The following is a 14779-nucleotide window of genomic DNA, read 5'->3' on the forward strand; positions in this document are numbered from 1 at the left end:
TCGCCATGCATTATTTTCCACCCGGAAACCGAATAAAATACATCAAATATGCGAAAAAAAGCCTAATCAGAGTATTCTTTCAGTTAAAAACGGCGATTTCCTGTCATGATTGTAGCTATAGGGGCAGGGTATCCCGGATGCTGCATTTTCTTGCACAGGTTCAGCGTGAATTCAGCGTTAACGTTACCCGCGAGTGATGGCCTTATGAAACGGATCGGAGCTGCGAATTTGTCACACCAATCGATAGGAAACCTTCAGTACGACTCTGCTTTGTCGCGTTTGCTCGCCGACATAGAGGCTGCTATCGACAGCCGTCCGGATCAAACCATAGGTTTGCTGGAGCAGGCAGTGCGCCTGGCAGAGCAAGAGGGTGGCCTCCGTTTATTGAGCGAGCTATATTGCAAGTTGGGCAATTGCCGCATCATTTTTCATGATCCTATGGGGATGCGTGATTTTGAGGCAGCGCTGGAATACGCGGAACAAAGCAAGAGCCTGGATTTGAAGGTTGATATTTTGCACGGTCTGGCTCGCGCCTTCATCGCCTTCGGCGATACCAATAGCGCGCTGGAATACTGTGAAAAAGCGATTGCGCTGTTGCGCCAGATCGACGATCAGCAAAGATATCCGCACGTATTGATTACGCTGGGCGTGGTTTTCCTGTTTACGCACCAGTTTGAACGCGGCATAGAAATTTTTCGTGACGCCGCCGCCTTATGCCAGTCCATTGCGGACAAGGGCGGCCTGGCCCGGTCCATGAATAACTGGGCCGACAGCCTGGTCAGCCTGTATGAGGAATTGCGCGAAGCGGGCAAGGCAGCTGAGGTCGGCATGCTGGACGACGCGATTAATTTTGCGCGCCAGTCGCTGGTGTATGCACACGAATCCGGCATGGTGCGCATACAACTGATGGCCAACGAGACGCTGGCGCATGCGCTGGAAGAGCGCGGTGAATATAGCCAGGCTCTGCAGCAACTGGAATCTTCGCTGCATGAACTGTCCGGCCTGGGTTTTACCAAGGAAGAGCTGGATATCAAGGTCAGGATAGGTGCGCTGCTGATACGCATGGACAAGATACCGGAAGCGATCAACAGCCTGGTGGAAGCACGCGACGTTGCCTTGCGCCTGGGGAATTATCCGCATCTGTCCGATCTGCTGAAGATGATGTCTTCCGCGCAGGAGAGCTGCAAGGACTTTGCCGCCGCGCTGACGGTGTACAAGGAATTCCATGCCGTGACCTTAAAGTCGCGCGACCAGCGGGCCCAGATCAGTGCGCAGATATTCGCCGCTAAGATGGACCTGGAAAGGGTGCAGCAGGAAGCCGAGGCGCACAAGTCCAGGGTCAACCAGCTGGAAGACTTCAACCGTACATTGCGGGTGCAGGTGCATGAGGACATGCTGACCGGCCTGCCCAATCGGCGCGCGCTGGAAGACCAGATGGAGCAGCGCCTGACCGGGCGCACCACCAACATCACCTTTGCGATGGCGGACATCGATTTCTTCAAGCAGGTCAACGATACTCACTCGCACTTGGTCGGCGACGATGTGCTGCGGCATGTAGGCGCATTGATCCGTTCCTGCCTGCGCTCTGGCGACATGGCCGCGCGCATAGGCGGCGAGGAATTCGCGCTGGTGCTGGACCGCACCAAGGAAGCCCGCTCGGTGGAAGCCTGCAACCGTATTCGCAAGGCGATAGAAAATTATGACTGGGGCGTGATCGCGCCCGGCTTGCGTGTCACGATGAGTTTCGGTGTCACGCATATACAGACCGGCGACGACCTGAAAGGCATGATGACACGGGCTGACAGCGCGCTGTACCGCGCCAAGCGCAATGGCCGCAATCGGGTGGAGAAGGCCTGATCCGGCAGCATTAGCCTTGGCCCCTGCAATGCGCCGTTTGTGGATATGACTCTGGATGTCGTTCAGCCCCGCTCGGGGCTGATTTTTTATGGGAACAGGCAATGACAATCTTGGTGACAGGCTTTGAGCCTTTTGACGGTGAGACTGTGAATCCCGCGCTGGAAGCAGCACGGCGCCTGCATGGCATGAGCCTGGGCGGGCATCAGGTCACTGCGCTGGAACTGCCCTGTGTTTTCGGTGCCAGCATCGCCAGGCTGCAGCAGGCGATGGCCGAGCTGCAGCCCGATATCGTGGTATGCATAGGGCAAGCCGGCGGCGTACCCTGCTTGGAAGTGGAGCGGGTTGCGATTAATGTCGATGACGCGCGCATACCGGACAACGCCGGCCGCCAGCCTATAGACGAGCCTGTCATTGCCGGCGGCCCGGCAGCGTATTTTTCGGGTTTGCCGATCAAATCCATCGTGGCGGCGCTGACTGCTGCAGGGATCCCGGCAGCGGTATCGCAAACCGCCGGCACCTATGTCTGCAATCATATTTTCTATGGGCTGTCGCATCTGGTGGCGACACATCACCCGCATGTGCGCGGCGGCTTTATCCACATCCCGTATTTGCCCGAACAGGCGGCGCGCCATGCCGGTGCAGCCAGCATGGCATTGGACACAGTCATAGCGGGATTGAAAATTGTGCTGCAGACGACGGTCGCCGTCACCAAAGATGCAAAGCTGCAGGGCGGGCAAACGCACTAGGTCCTAGTTTGCTAGTTTGCTACTACGACCTTCACCTTGGCCTGCTGCAGCACGCGCGCAAATGCGGCCGGCGGCTTGGCATCGGTAAACAGGCAGTCCACCTGCGACAAATGGGCCATCCGGACCAACGCCTTGCGGCCGAACTTGTCCTGGTCGGCCACTAGCCACACTTCACGCGATTGCTCTATGATGGTCTGCGCGACCTTGACTTCGCGAGCGTCAAAGTCACGCAGGCTGCCGTCCTCGTCGATGCTGGAAATGCCGATAATGCCTATGTCCACCTTGAACTGGCGGATGAAGTCTATGGTCGCTTCACCGACTATGCCGCGATCGCGGCCGCGCAAAACCCCGCCGGCGACAATCACTTCGCATTTGGGATTGTCGGACAGGATCGCTGCCACATTCAGGTTATTGGTTACCACATGCAGGCCCTGGTGATGCGTCAGCGCGCGTGCCACTTCTTCGGTCGTGGTACCGATGTTGATCAAGAGCGAGCAGCCGGCGGGCACTTGCCGTGCTACTGCACCGGCAATGCGCCGCTTGGCATCGCTGTTGAGTACCTGGCGCTGGCTGTAATCGATATTTTCTACCGAGGAAGGCATCCCTACGCCGCCATGGTAGCGTGCCAGCAGCTTGGCCTCTTCCATCAGCTTTACGTCGCGCCTGACGGTCTGCGGCGTTACTTCTAGCTGCAGCGCCAGCTCTTCTACCGAGATGGTCAGATGTTGCCGGACAGCATCCAATAACGCTCTTTGGCGAGGATTCAGGATCATGGTTTTGGTATGAGTATTTGATGAAACGAAAAGAAACGAACAAATAATTACATAAAACTGTTGCTTGGTGTTCGTATTTTGTCGTATCTTATAGATATGTAATCTTAACCACACCTGCATTTCCTGCATAGCGTTAAATTTGGTTGTGGCCGGATCCTGAACCCGAGAGACGAAGATGGCGCAGCGCAATCTGGATTGTGATGTACTGGTAGTCGGCGGCGGCATCAATGGCGCGGGCATCGCGCGTGACGCGGCGGGGCGCGGCTTGTCCGTGATCCTGTGCGAAAAGGATGACCTGGCCGCACACACTTCTTCGGCATCCACCAAGCTGATACACGGCGGCCTGCGCTATCTTGAATACTACGAATTCAACCTGGTGCGCAAGGCGCTGATAGAGCGCGAAGTGCTGCTGCGTTCCGCACCGCACATCATGTGGCCCTTGCGCTTTGTGATGCCGCATGCCCAGGGGCAGCGGCCGGCCTGGATGATACGGGCCGGGCTGTTCATGTACGATCACCTGGCGCACCGCGACCTGCTGCCGGGGTCTCGCGGCATCAACCTGAAGACGCATGCGGCGGGCCAGCCGCTGAAATCTGAATTTACCCGTGGTTTCGAGTATTCGGACGGCTGGGTCAATGACGCGCGCCTGGTTGTGCTGAATGCCATTGCCGCCGCAGAAAAAGGCGCGATCATACTGACCCGTACCAGTTGCGAAAAAACCGTGCAAAAAGACGGCCGCTGGCAGGCAAGCCTGCGCAGTGAGGACGGCGGGCAACTGGAAGTCAGCGCCCGCTGCCTGGTCAATGCCACCGGCCCATGGGCAGCCCACTTCCTGCAGACTGCAACTCCGCAAACCAGCGGCAAGACGCTGCGCCTGATCAAGGGCAGCCATATCATCGTCAAGCGTCTGTTCGAACATCCTTACGCCTATATTTTCCAGCACCCGGATGGCCGCATCGTATTTGCCATCCCGTACGAAGATGACTTTACGCTGATAGGAACGACCGATATCGACTATCACGGCGATATCAACCAGGTAGCGATAGACAGCGATGAGATTGCCTATCTATGCCAGTTGAGCAGCCAATATTTCAGCAAGCAGATCACGCCGGATGAAGTGGTGTGGTCTTATTCAGGTGTGCGGCCGCTGGTGGAAGATGAAGCTGCCGATGCCAAAGCAGTCACCCGCGACTACCGCTTCGAGCTGGACCAGCAAGGCGCGCCTCTGCTGACTGTATTTGGTGGAAAGATCACGACCTTCCGCAAGCTGGCGGAAGAAGCGGTAGACCTGATTTCGCCGTCGCTTGATAACCGGCACGGTGCCTGGACCGCCGGTAGCTGCCTGCCTGGCGGCGACCTGTTCGGCGACAAGCCGAGCAATCGCTCGGTGCGGGAGTTCGAACAATTCGTACAAAACTTGCAACAAGTGTATGCTTGGCTTTCGCCAGCATTGGTCGCCCGCTACGCGCGTGCTTACGGCACCCGCGTCAAGAGCTTGCTGTCGGACAGGCGCACGCTCGCGGACATGGGGGCCGAGATTGCGCCGGGGTTGTTTGCAGCAGAAGTGGACTATCTGATGCAGCATGAATGGGCGCGTTGCGCGGCCGACATTTTGTGGCGGCGCTCCAAGCTGGGCCTGCATGTGCCAGCAGGAAGTGCGGAAAGACTGGATGCCTGGATACTCGCACAACAAGACGCCAGGCTGGCCGCACAGGCCTGATTTGTAACGACAGTAGTAAATGTAAGAAGCTGACGTCCGTCAAGAGACGCTGCAAAAAAAACGACGCCGCAAAACGACGCTGTAAAAACGGAGGAAGACAGAGTGCAACTTGCATTGGAAAATGTCAGCAAGAAGTATGGTGCTGAAGATCACATGTATCCGCTATCGCTGCAGCTGGTGCCCGGCACGATCAATGTGCTGCTGGGTACTACGCAGGCAGGCAAGACGACGCTGATGCGTCTGATGGCGGGACTGGACAAGCCCACTGCAGGCAAGGTCATGGTCAACGGCCAGGATGTGACCGGCGTATCGGTACGCCATCGCGATCTGGCCATGGTGTACCAGCAGTTCATCAATTATCCGGCCTTCACCGTATTCGACAATATTGCATCGCCGCTGCGCCTGCGCAAATTACCGGAACAGCAAATCCGCAGCCGCGTGCTGGACATGGCCGAGCGCCTGCATATCACCCCGTATCTGGAGCGCCTACCGGCAGAACTGTCCGGCGGCCAGCAACAGCGTACCGCTCTGGCACGTGCGCTGATCAAGGATTCAGAACTACTGCTGCTGGATGAGCCGCTGGTGAACCTGGACTACAAGCTGCGCGAAGAGTTACGGAGGGAGCTGACCGAGCTGTTCTCCGAAGGAAAAACCACAGTCGTGTATGCGACGACTGAACCGCTGGAAGCCCTGCAACTGGGCGGGCACACGGTCGTGCTGCACGAGGGGCGCATGCTGCAGCAGGGCGCGACGCTGGATGTGTTCAATGCGCCCAACTCGATACAGGCCGCGCGCACCTTCAGTGATCCACCTATCAACCTGATCAATGCGCAGATTGATGCGCGAGGGCAGGCGCAACTGGGGGCAGGGATTGCCATTGCGCTCAATGCTGAACAAGTGCAGCGGGCTGCGCCGCACAAAGATGTGATCCTGGGTCTGCGCGCGCATAGCCTACGGCTCTCGCCGCAATTTGGCGGCGAGATGGCGATAGAGGCCGAGGTGGACCTGGCGGAAATCAGCGGCTCGGAAACCTATATACATAGCCATCGCGGTGCCGATATCTCGCTGGTGGCGCAACTGGGCGGCGTCCATGATCTGCCGCTGGGCAGCCTGTGCAAGATGTACTTCAGGCCGGATGACTTGTTCATCTTCAGCCGCGACGGGGCATTGTTGTTTGCTCCTGCGCAAAACAGACAGGCGGGAGCATAAGCATGGCCAGAATAGAATTAGTCGACCTGGCGCATGCCTACCGCCCGAATCCGTCGCAGCCTTCCGATTATGCGCTGCGCCCCATGAGCAAGACCTGGGACGATGGCGGAGCCTATGCCTTGCTCGGGCCTTCCGGCTGCGGCAAGACTACGCTGCTGAATATCATCTCCGGCCTGGTGCGGCCATCGCATGGACGGGTGCTGTTCGACGGCAAGGATGTCACCGATCTGCCTACCGAGGCGCGCAATATCGCGCAGGTATTCCAGTTCCCGGTGATCTACGACACGATGACGGTATTCGACAATCTCGCCTTCCCCTTGCGCAACCGCGGTTGGAAGGAAGCGGAAACCCGTAAGCGCGTAGAGCAAGTGGCAGAGATGCTGGAATTGTCCGGCGACCTGAAGCACAGGGCCAGCGGCCTGGCGGTCGATGCGAAGCAAAAGATCTCGCTCGGGCGCGGCCTGGTGCGGCCCGACGTGGCCGCCGTGCTGTTCGATGAACCCCTGACGGTGATCGACCCGCACCTGAAATGGTTGTTGCGGCGCAAGCTGAAAGAAATCCATCATGAGCTGAAGCTGTCGCTGATCTATGTCACGCACGATCAGGTTGAGGCGCTGACCTTTGCTGATCAGGTGGTGGTGATGACGCAAGGAGAGGTGGTGCAGACCGGCAGCGCGCAAGCCCTGTTTGAAGAACCTGAGCATACCTTTGTCGGCTACTTCATCGGCAATCCGGGCATGAACTTATTGTCCTGCACCGTGCAGGATGGCGGCGTGAATGTCGGTAACAGCCGCTTTGCGGTGACGGACACCGCTTTGGCCTCTATCGCCAGGGCTTCGGGCGGTGCGAGCGACAAGCTCACCCTGGGCATACGTCCTGAATTTGTCGAAGTCTGTGATGCGCAGCAGCCGGGCGCTTTGCCGGCGCAGGCGGTTTCGCTAAAAAATATGGGAACGCATTTCCTGGCGGAGTTCAAGCTCGGCGAGCACCATGTCGCTGCAAAACTGCATGTGGCAAACTTCTCGGTCGGCAGTGACGTGCATCTGCTTTTCCCTGCTCAAAGAACGCTGTTTTATGTCAACGATAAGCGGGTGGCCTGATGAAAACCTATAACAACCGCGCCTGGTTCCTGATCCTGCCTGTGATTATCTGCGTCGCTTTTTCAGCGATCATGCCCTTGATGACCATCGTCAATTACTCGGTGCAGGACATCATCAGCCCAACGCAGAAAGTTTTTGTCGGGATGGAATGGTTCAAGAGCGTGATGCGCGACAGCGATCTGCACGAGGCCTTGTGGCGGCAGATGATATTTTCGCTGTCGGTACTGGCAATAGAACTGCCTCTGGGAATACTGGTGGCGCTGGCCATGCCGGCCGACGGCTGGAAGGCTTCGCTGTCGCTGGTGCTGCTGGCCCTGCCTTTGCTGATACCTTGGAATGTGGTCGGCACCATCTGGCAGATTTTCGGCCGCAGCGACATCGGCCTGCTGGGCTATGCCGTCAACAGCATGGGCGTCAGCTATAACTATACCGGCAGCTCGGTAGATGCCTGGGTCACCGTGCTGGTGATGGATATCTGGCACTGGACGCCGCTGGTAGTCTTGCTGTGCTATGCGGGCTTGCGTTCGATCCCGGATGCCTACTACCAGGCAGCGCGGATAGACGGTGCGTCCCGGCTGGCGGTCTTTCGCTTCATCCAGTTGCCGAAGATGCGTAATGTACTGATGATTGCTGTGCTGCTGCGCTTCATGGACAGCTTCATGATCTATACCGAACCCTTTGTGTTGACCGGGGGCGGTCCGGGTAATGCGACCACTTTCCTGTCGCAGTATCTCACGCAGAAAGCCGTGGGCCAGTTTGACCTGGGGCCGGCGGCGGCATTTTCGCTGATCTATTTCCTGATCATCCTGCTGTTCTGTTTTGTACTGTATACCTGGATGCAGAGGGTAGGCACGGGAGACAAGAAATGACGCCGAATTCCAAGCGTAAATACTTTTCCAACCTCGGCCTGGTGGTCTACCTGCTGCTGTCGCTGCTGCCGATTTACTGGATGCTGAACATGTCCTTGAAGACGAATGAGGAAATCGTCAGTACGCTCAGCCTATGGCCTGCCAACCTGACCTTTGCCAACTTCAAGGTCATCTTTACCGACTCATCCTGGTATAGCGGATACATCAACTCCAGCATCTATGTGGTGATGAACATGTTGATGTCGGTTACGGTCGCCCTGCCTGCCGCCTATGCGTTTTCGCGCTACTCCTTCCTCGGCGACAAGCACCTGTTCTTCTGGCTGCTGACCAACCGCATGACGCCGCCGGCGGTATTCCTGCTGCCGTTTTTCCAGTTGTATTCATCGGTAGGTCTGATGGATACGCACATTGCCGTCGCGTTGGCGCACATGGTATTCAATGTGCCGCTGGCAGTGTGGATACTGGAGGGTTTCATGTCCGGCATACCGAAGGAGATCGATGAGACGGCGTATATCGACGGTTACAGCTTCCCGCGTTTTTTCATCCGTATCTTCCTGCCGCTGATCAAGTCCGGTATAGGCGTAACGGCTTTCTTCTGCTTCATGTTCAGTTGGGTGGAATTGCTGTTGGCGCGCACGCTGACCTCGGTGGATGCCAAGCCGATTACCGCGATCATGACCCGCACCGTATCGGCTGCCGGCATGGACTGGGGCGTGCTGGCCGCCGCCGGTGTGTTGACGATAGTGCCGGGGGCGCTGGTGATCTGGTTTGTCCGTCATTACATCGCCAAGGGTTTTGCGATGGGAAGGGTATAAGAATATGGAAAGCTTGCAGAATGCATTCGCGTGGATGACCTGGACCATGCCGGTCGCCATCTTTTTTACCTGTATCGTACTGATGCTGGTGGGTATGACGATCTGGCAGATCAAGTCGCCGTCCGTCGAGCGCAAGGGCTGGCTGCCGATTCCGACCACGCGCGGCGATCGCCTGTTCATAGGTCTGCTGGGTGCTGCTTATTTTAATCTTGCCTGGGCCGGGCTCACGGATGTCCATCAGGGCTTTGCCGCAGGAATTGCTTTTGTGTTGTTGGTGATGGTGATGCGCTGGGGTTGAACCTGGCCTATGCGTTAGCGCGCGGCGAGTATCCTTCCTCCGCCGTGCGTCAATAATCCTGGGAAGGCAATAAGAGAGCAAGAGGAGACAAAATGAAACTACAATTGACAGCACTTGCTGCCGCAGCGGCGATGCTGGCTTCAGGTGCATCCTGGGCTAATACGAAGGCAGCCGAAAAGTGGGTGAACAGCGAATTCCAGCCGTCGACTCTGGACAAGAAAAAGCAGATGGAGGAAATGCAGTGGTTTATCGAGGCGGCGGACAAGCTGAAGAAAAAGGGCATCAAGGAAATCAGCGTGGTGTCCGAAACCCTGGATACCCACGTGTATGAATCCAAGACACTGGCCAAGGCTTTTGAAGAAATCACCGGCATCAAGGTCAACCACGAAGTGATACAAGAGGGTGATCTGGTCGAGAAGATGCAGACTTCGCTGCAATCCGGCAAATCCATCTACGACGGCTGGGTCAATGACTCCGACCTGATCGGCACCCACTACCGCTATGGCCAGACCGTCGTGCTGACCGATTACATGGCCGGCGTCGGCAAGGAATACACCAATCCCGGCCTGGACCTGAAAGATTTCATCGGCACCAGCTTCACCACGGCGCCGGACGGCAAGATGTACCAATTGCCGGATCAGCAATTTGCCAATCTGTACTGGTTCCGCGCAGACTGGTTCGCCCGCAAGGATCTGCAAGCCAAGTTCAAGGCCAAATACGGCTACGACCTGGGCGTGCCGCAAAACTGGTCTGCCTATGAAGACATCGCCGAATTTTTCACCAATGATGTGAAAGAGCTGGACGGCAAGAAAATCTATGGCCACATGGACTATGGCAAGAAAGATCCTTCGCTGGGCTGGCGTTTCACCGATGCCTGGCTGTCTATGGCTGGCGCTGCCGACAAGGGCATTCCTAACGGCTTGCCTATCGATGAATGGGGTATCCGTGTTGCTGCAGACAAATGCACGCCTGTCGGTTCTTCCATGGCGCGCGGCGGTGCTACTAATTCCCCGGCGGCTGTATATGCGTTGACCAAATACATAGACTGGATGAAGAAATACGCTCCGCCAACCGCGATGGGTATGACTTTCGGCGAAGCCGGCCCGGTTCCCGGCCAAGGCCAGATTGCGCAGCAGATCTTCTGGTATAGCGCCTTTACTGCCGGCGCCACCAAGGTCGGCCTGCCTGCGGTGAACCCGGACGGCAAACCGAAATGGCGCATGGCGCCGTCGCCGCACGGCCCTTACTGGAAAGACGGCATGCAAAACGGCTATCAGGACGTCGGCTCCTGGACTTTCCTGAAGAGCACACCGGTGGACCGCATGTCGGCAGCATGGCTGTATGGTCAATTCGTGACGTCCAAAACCGTATCGCTGAAAAAATCCATTGTCGGCCTGACCTTCATCCGCGATTCCGATATCCGTAGCGACTACTTCACCAAGCATGCAGACGAATACGGCGGTCTGATCGAGTTTTACCGCAGCCCGGCCCGCGTAGCATGGACGCCGACCGGTACCAATGTGCCGGATTATCCAAAAATGGCGCAGCTATGGTGGAAAAACGTAGCGATTGCCGTCACCGGTGAAAAAACGCCGCAGGCTGCCATGGACAACCTGGCCGAAGAAATGGACCAGATCATGGGCAGGCTGGAGCGGGCAGGCATGAAAAACTGCGCGCCGAAGCTGAACCCCAAGACCGACGCCAGCAAGTATCTGTCCGATACGGCTGCTCCATGGAAGAAACTGGCGAACGAAAAACCCAAGGGCGAAACCATCCCTTACGACAAGTTGCTGCAAGCCTGGAAGGAAGGCCGGGTCAGATAATGGTGCGTGCCGCATAGGCCCACTAAGATCCCATTCAGGCCCATTCAGCTTCAGTTGTCAGTCCGAAAACGCGGCGCTCGCCGCGTTTTTTTTCGCCCGCGATTTCCTTGCTGCCCTGGCTGCCGGCAGATATTTGTTTCCAGATTGCAATGTCAACATGCAGCCTGTCCTTACCCGCCTGCAATCTGTCCTGCTTGTATGTCGTCTGCTCCCCCAAAAATACCAACTGTCGCATGGCGTTTTGCTTGCCATTCGCATCGGTTTAAAGTTCAGCTAGACGATTCCAAGATGTCGACCACCAGGGGGAAGAAAAATGAATAAAACAGAATATATGAATGCGTTGAAACAGGCGCTGGATGGTTTGCCCGCAGAAACGATAGAAGAAACGATGTGGACCTACGAGCGCAAGTTTGTCGATGCGATGGTGGAAGGGCGCAGCGAAGAAGATATCGCCGCCGGTTTGCCACAGCCCGGCCTGGTCGCCGCGCAAAAGAGAGCCGGTGTGCATTATCAGGAGGTCAAGAAGGACTTTAGCGTCGGCAATGTCGCCGGCCTGTTTGTCTCGCTGATCGGCCTGGCGGTGTTCAACTTGTTCATGATCATCCCGGCGACCGTGTATTTCTGCTTATTGTTTGCCAGCTATGTGTCGGCACTGGCTTTTTATGGCGCGGGCATAGGTATTACCGCGGCCAGCATCTCCGGTGTCGATAATTTCAATTTTGACATTCCTTCCCATCACCAGGTCGTTATCAACGAATCCGGCATCAAGGCACATCGCGGTGGAAGAAACAGCGTCCATGTGGACATAGGTCCTTCCGGCATCATGGTCGATGAGGATGAAAGCGTGGTGGTTTTGCCCGCAGACAGCGTGCCAGCCAGCCAGGCAAGCAGTGCAGCCAGCAATGCGGCCGGCACTGCAGCTTCTGTGGTTGCCTCCGCTCCTGCGTCTGCTGTAGTTGCAGCCAGTGCAAACAGTGCTGACGAAAAAGCTAAAATTCATGTAAAAGTGGGTAACCGCGTCAGCGCGCATCACATCTGGAAGGGCCTGGGCCTGCTGCTGGGCGGCATAGCGCTGTTCCTGTTCAGCCTGTGCATGACCCGGTACACCTTCATCGGCTTCAAGCACTATCTGCAGTGGAATATTTCCCTGCTCAGGATGCCGATGCTCGCCAGGGCAGCTTAAGCCCGGCACGAACACTATTTGATTCAATAAGCTTTAAAGGAGAATGTTATGAAAACGATTATCAGGATAGGCGCGGGGATGTTGGTATTGGCGGCAGTCTTGATAGCAATCACCAGCACCTTCATGACTGCGCATGCAGCGACCATAGAGGCCGGCGTGGTGCACGTGGTATTGAATGGCCCTATGGACCTGGGACTCAGGCAGGGCAATACGCCTGACCTGCAGATACGCGGCGAGCCGGCGATGGCGTCACGAGTGACGACCCGGGTGGAGGGCAATACCCTGTACATAGGCACCAAGGGTGTGTTCATGATGCTGCGCCAGCCGCTGAGGGTGGAACTGGTGCTGCCTAATCTGGAAAAGCTGCAGATGCTGGGTAGCGGCGACGGCGTCATCAGCGGTTTTCGTGGCAAGAGCGTGGAGCTGGCGATGCGCGGCTCGGGCAACCTGAGTTTTGATGGCGATTACCAGCAGGTGCAGGTGAACTCCACCGGTAGCGGCGACCTGAAACTGGGGCTGGGCAATAGCGATCATGTCGATGTCAGCATCATGGGCTCGGGTGAAGCGACATTGAAAGGGCAGGCCAAAGTGCTGAATGCGAAGCTGGCCGGTTCCGGCGGCCTGGATGCGTCCAACTTGAAGGTCAGCCAGGCCATCGTACAATCAATGGGCTCGGCGGATGCCAAGATCTATGCATCGCAAGAGGCCAGGGTAGGCAGTTTCGGTAGCGGTGATATCCGCGTTTATGGCAATCCCGGCAAACGTAATGCCGAGCGCCGAGGTTCGGGCGACATTAGCTGGCAGTAATTAAGCAATCTGACGCTTATTAAGTAAGCAGTTGCAACAGATACAGGAGAGGCCCGCCCGGTAGAGGTAGCGGGCTTTTTCTATTTGGGCGGCTATTCGGTGCTGTTTCTGGGCTTTTGAGGCTCCCTAGTGTCTCGCTTTCGCCACTGAAACGGGGCGTTTACATTGATAAAAACCTCAATTGCCAAATTTAAGTTAAATTATTTCCAATTGGAAATATAAAATTCCGGCAAGTGGTTTTGGTATAGCAACTCTATATTTTGCGTGACATTTATCTGTAATAATCGTTCCGCAGTGGAACAAATAGTTACAAAAAATTTCCCGCGCACGCAGCTTCATGCATGCCTTCCGGTTTTACCCCTTAACCAGATCAAGCTGACATCATGATATCGACCCATGGTAGGTGCTTTACAGTTCGCGTTGCAGCTTCACTCACCAGTCTTATCCTCGCTGTCGGCATGCTGGGCGAGGCGCTGGCGCAGGAAAACCCTGTGCAATTCATGAGCCGGGCCAATGCCAAGGTGGCGCGCGCTGCAGCCTTGAAGAATCACTGGGACGGCCCGGTGGATGGTCCCAAGCTGGTCAAGAAAAAGAAAATCGTCTTCATCGCTTCCGACATGAGCGACGCCGGCATCAGCGGTATCTATAACGGTGTGAAAGAGGCCGGAACCAGCGCAGGCTGGTGGGTGCTGACGATAGATTGCGGCGGCAGGTGCAATCAGGGAGCGGCGATAGTCAGCCAGGCGCTGGACATGAAGCCTGACGGCATCGTACTGGCCGGCGTGGATGCGGCGACGCAGGCCAAGGGGCTGGCGGCTGCGGCGGAAGCCAAGGTTCCAGTGGTGGGCTGGCATGCTTCCGTCAAATCGGGTGCGACAGATGGCTTGTTCACTAATATCGCGACCAATCCGAAGGATGCAGCCCAGATTGCTGCGCTGTATGGCGTAGTGGAGTCCAACAGCAAGGGCGGCATTGTCGTGTTCACCGATAATTCGAATGCATATTCCCAGGCCAAGTCTGCTGCAATCATCGAGGTCATCAAGCAGTGCGAAGGTTGCCGCCTGCTGAGCGTGGAAGACATTCCTGCTGCGGATGCACCGTCAAAAATGCTGAAGGTGGTGGAAGGCCTGACCAAGCGCTACGGCGCCAAATGGAACCAGGCGATAGGCGTGAATGACTTGTATTTTGATTTGATGGAAAAACCGGCGATTGCTGCGCTGCTGGCCAACAATAAGGTGCAATGCCTGTCTGCTGGCGACGGTTCTAGCCTGGCCTATAAGCGCATCAAGTCGAACAACCTGCAGATAGGCACGGTGCCGGAACCGCTGTTCATGCATGGCTGGCAAATCGTCGATGAATTGAACCGCGCTTTCTCAGGCGGCCAGCCCAGCGGCTACGTGACCCAGGTACATCTGGTGACCAGTCAGAATATTGCTTACGATGGCGGCCCGAAAAATGTATTTGATCCCGGCAACGACTATCGCGCCCAGTATCAGAGGTATTGGGCCAAATAAGACCTGGCGTTGTTGCTGCAAAGCTGGGCAAGTACCCTAGAAATAAAAGGCCGGACTTTAGTCCG

14 protein-coding genes are annotated in these 14779 nt (G+C 56.5%); 12 read left to right on the forward strand and 2 right to left on the reverse strand.

Annotation, left to right across the window (positions count from 1 at the left end):
• The first annotated feature begins 228 nt into the window (after positions 1–228).
• Together IEW12_RS18720 and pcp are read left to right on the forward strand one after the other, a co-directional pair.
• Positions 229–1857 (forward strand): tetratricopeptide repeat-containing diguanylate cyclase, encoded by a 1629-nt coding sequence (locus IEW12_RS18720; protein WP_188567631.1) that lies wholly within the window; start codon positions 229–231, stop codon positions 1855–1857.
• 101 nt (positions 1858–1958) lie between these two features.
• Positions 1959–2603, forward strand: coding sequence for a pyroglutamyl-peptidase I (gene pcp, locus IEW12_RS18725; protein ID WP_188567632.1), 645 nt, complete (start codon positions 1959–1961; stop codon positions 2601–2603).
• An 11-nt stretch (positions 2604–2614) separates the two neighbouring features.
• On the opposite strand, the gene IEW12_RS18730 is transcribed toward pcp, so the two are convergent.
• Positions 2615–3376, reverse strand: a complete 762-nt coding sequence (locus IEW12_RS18730; protein WP_188567633.1) for a DeoR/GlpR family DNA-binding transcription regulator — start codon at positions 3374–3376, stop codon at positions 2615–2617.
• A gap of 175 nt (positions 3377–3551) precedes the next feature.
• Between IEW12_RS18730 and glpD the strand changes: the two genes are divergently transcribed.
• The 7 genes from glpD (at position 3552) to IEW12_RS18765 (ending at position 11210) form a co-directional block, all read left to right on the forward strand.
• Positions 3552–5096, forward strand: a complete 1545-nt coding sequence (gene glpD, locus IEW12_RS18735; RefSeq protein WP_188567634.1) for a glycerol-3-phosphate dehydrogenase — start codon at positions 3552–3554, stop codon at positions 5094–5096.
• A gap of 102 nt (positions 5097–5198) precedes the next feature.
• Positions 5199–6305, forward strand: a complete 1107-nt coding sequence (locus IEW12_RS18740; protein WP_229751223.1) for an ABC transporter ATP-binding protein — start codon at positions 5199–5201, stop codon at positions 6303–6305.
• Positions 6306–6307: 2 nt separating this feature from the next.
• A complete protein-coding gene (locus tag IEW12_RS18745; RefSeq protein ID WP_188567635.1) occupies positions 6308–7405 on the forward strand; it encodes an ABC transporter ATP-binding protein in 1098 nt (365 codons plus the stop codon).
• Positions 7405–8274 (forward strand): carbohydrate ABC transporter permease, encoded by an 870-nt coding sequence (locus tag IEW12_RS18750; protein WP_188567636.1) that lies wholly within the window; start codon positions 7405–7407, stop codon positions 8272–8274. The genes IEW12_RS18745 and IEW12_RS18750 overlap by 1 nt, the downstream gene beginning before the upstream one ends.
• Positions 8271–9089 (forward strand): carbohydrate ABC transporter permease, encoded by an 819-nt coding sequence (locus tag IEW12_RS18755; RefSeq protein WP_188567637.1) that lies wholly within the window; start codon positions 8271–8273, stop codon positions 9087–9089. The genes IEW12_RS18750 and IEW12_RS18755 overlap by 4 nt, the downstream gene beginning before the upstream one ends.
• A 4-nt stretch (positions 9090–9093) precedes the next feature.
• Positions 9094–9387, forward strand: a complete 294-nt coding sequence (locus IEW12_RS18760) for a DUF2160 domain-containing protein (RefSeq protein ID WP_188567638.1) — start codon at positions 9094–9096, stop codon at positions 9385–9387.
• A 92-nt stretch (positions 9388–9479) separates the two neighbouring features.
• On the forward strand, positions 9480–11210 hold the full coding sequence (locus tag IEW12_RS18765) for an ABC transporter substrate-binding protein (protein ID WP_188567639.1): 1731 nt from the start codon (positions 9480–9482) through the stop codon (positions 11208–11210).
• A gap of 34 nt (positions 11211–11244) precedes the next feature.
• On the opposite strand, the gene IEW12_RS18770 is transcribed toward IEW12_RS18765, so the two are convergent.
• Entirely contained in the window at positions 11245–11445 is a 201-nt protein-coding gene (locus IEW12_RS18770; RefSeq protein ID WP_188567640.1) for a hypothetical protein, read from the reverse strand.
• 78 nt (positions 11446–11523) lie between these two features.
• On the opposite strand from IEW12_RS18770, the gene IEW12_RS18775 reads away from it, so the two are divergent.
• The 3 genes from IEW12_RS18775 to IEW12_RS18785 all read left to right on the forward strand — a co-directional run bounded on the left by IEW12_RS18775 (position 11524) and on the right by IEW12_RS18785 (position 14714).
• Positions 11524–12393: a DUF1700 domain-containing protein gene (locus IEW12_RS18775; protein WP_188567641.1), complete on the forward strand. Its 870-nt coding sequence runs from the start codon at positions 11524–11526 to the stop codon at positions 12391–12393.
• Positions 12394–12441: 48 nt separating this feature from the next.
• On the forward strand, positions 12442–13200 hold the full coding sequence (locus IEW12_RS18780) for a head GIN domain-containing protein (RefSeq protein WP_188567642.1): 759 nt from the start codon (positions 12442–12444) through the stop codon (positions 13198–13200).
• 383 nt (positions 13201–13583) lie between these two features.
• The gene (locus IEW12_RS18785) at positions 13584–14714 is read left to right on the forward strand and encodes a substrate-binding domain-containing protein (RefSeq protein WP_188567643.1); all 1131 of its coding nucleotides are present in this window, start codon (positions 13584–13586) and stop codon (positions 14712–14714) included.
• Positions 14715–14779: the final 65 nt, after the last annotated feature.

It is taken from the genome of Parundibacterium terreum (assembly GCF_014636315.1).
Classification (GTDB): Bacteria; Pseudomonadota; Gammaproteobacteria; order Burkholderiales; family Burkholderiaceae_D; genus Undibacterium; species Undibacterium terreum.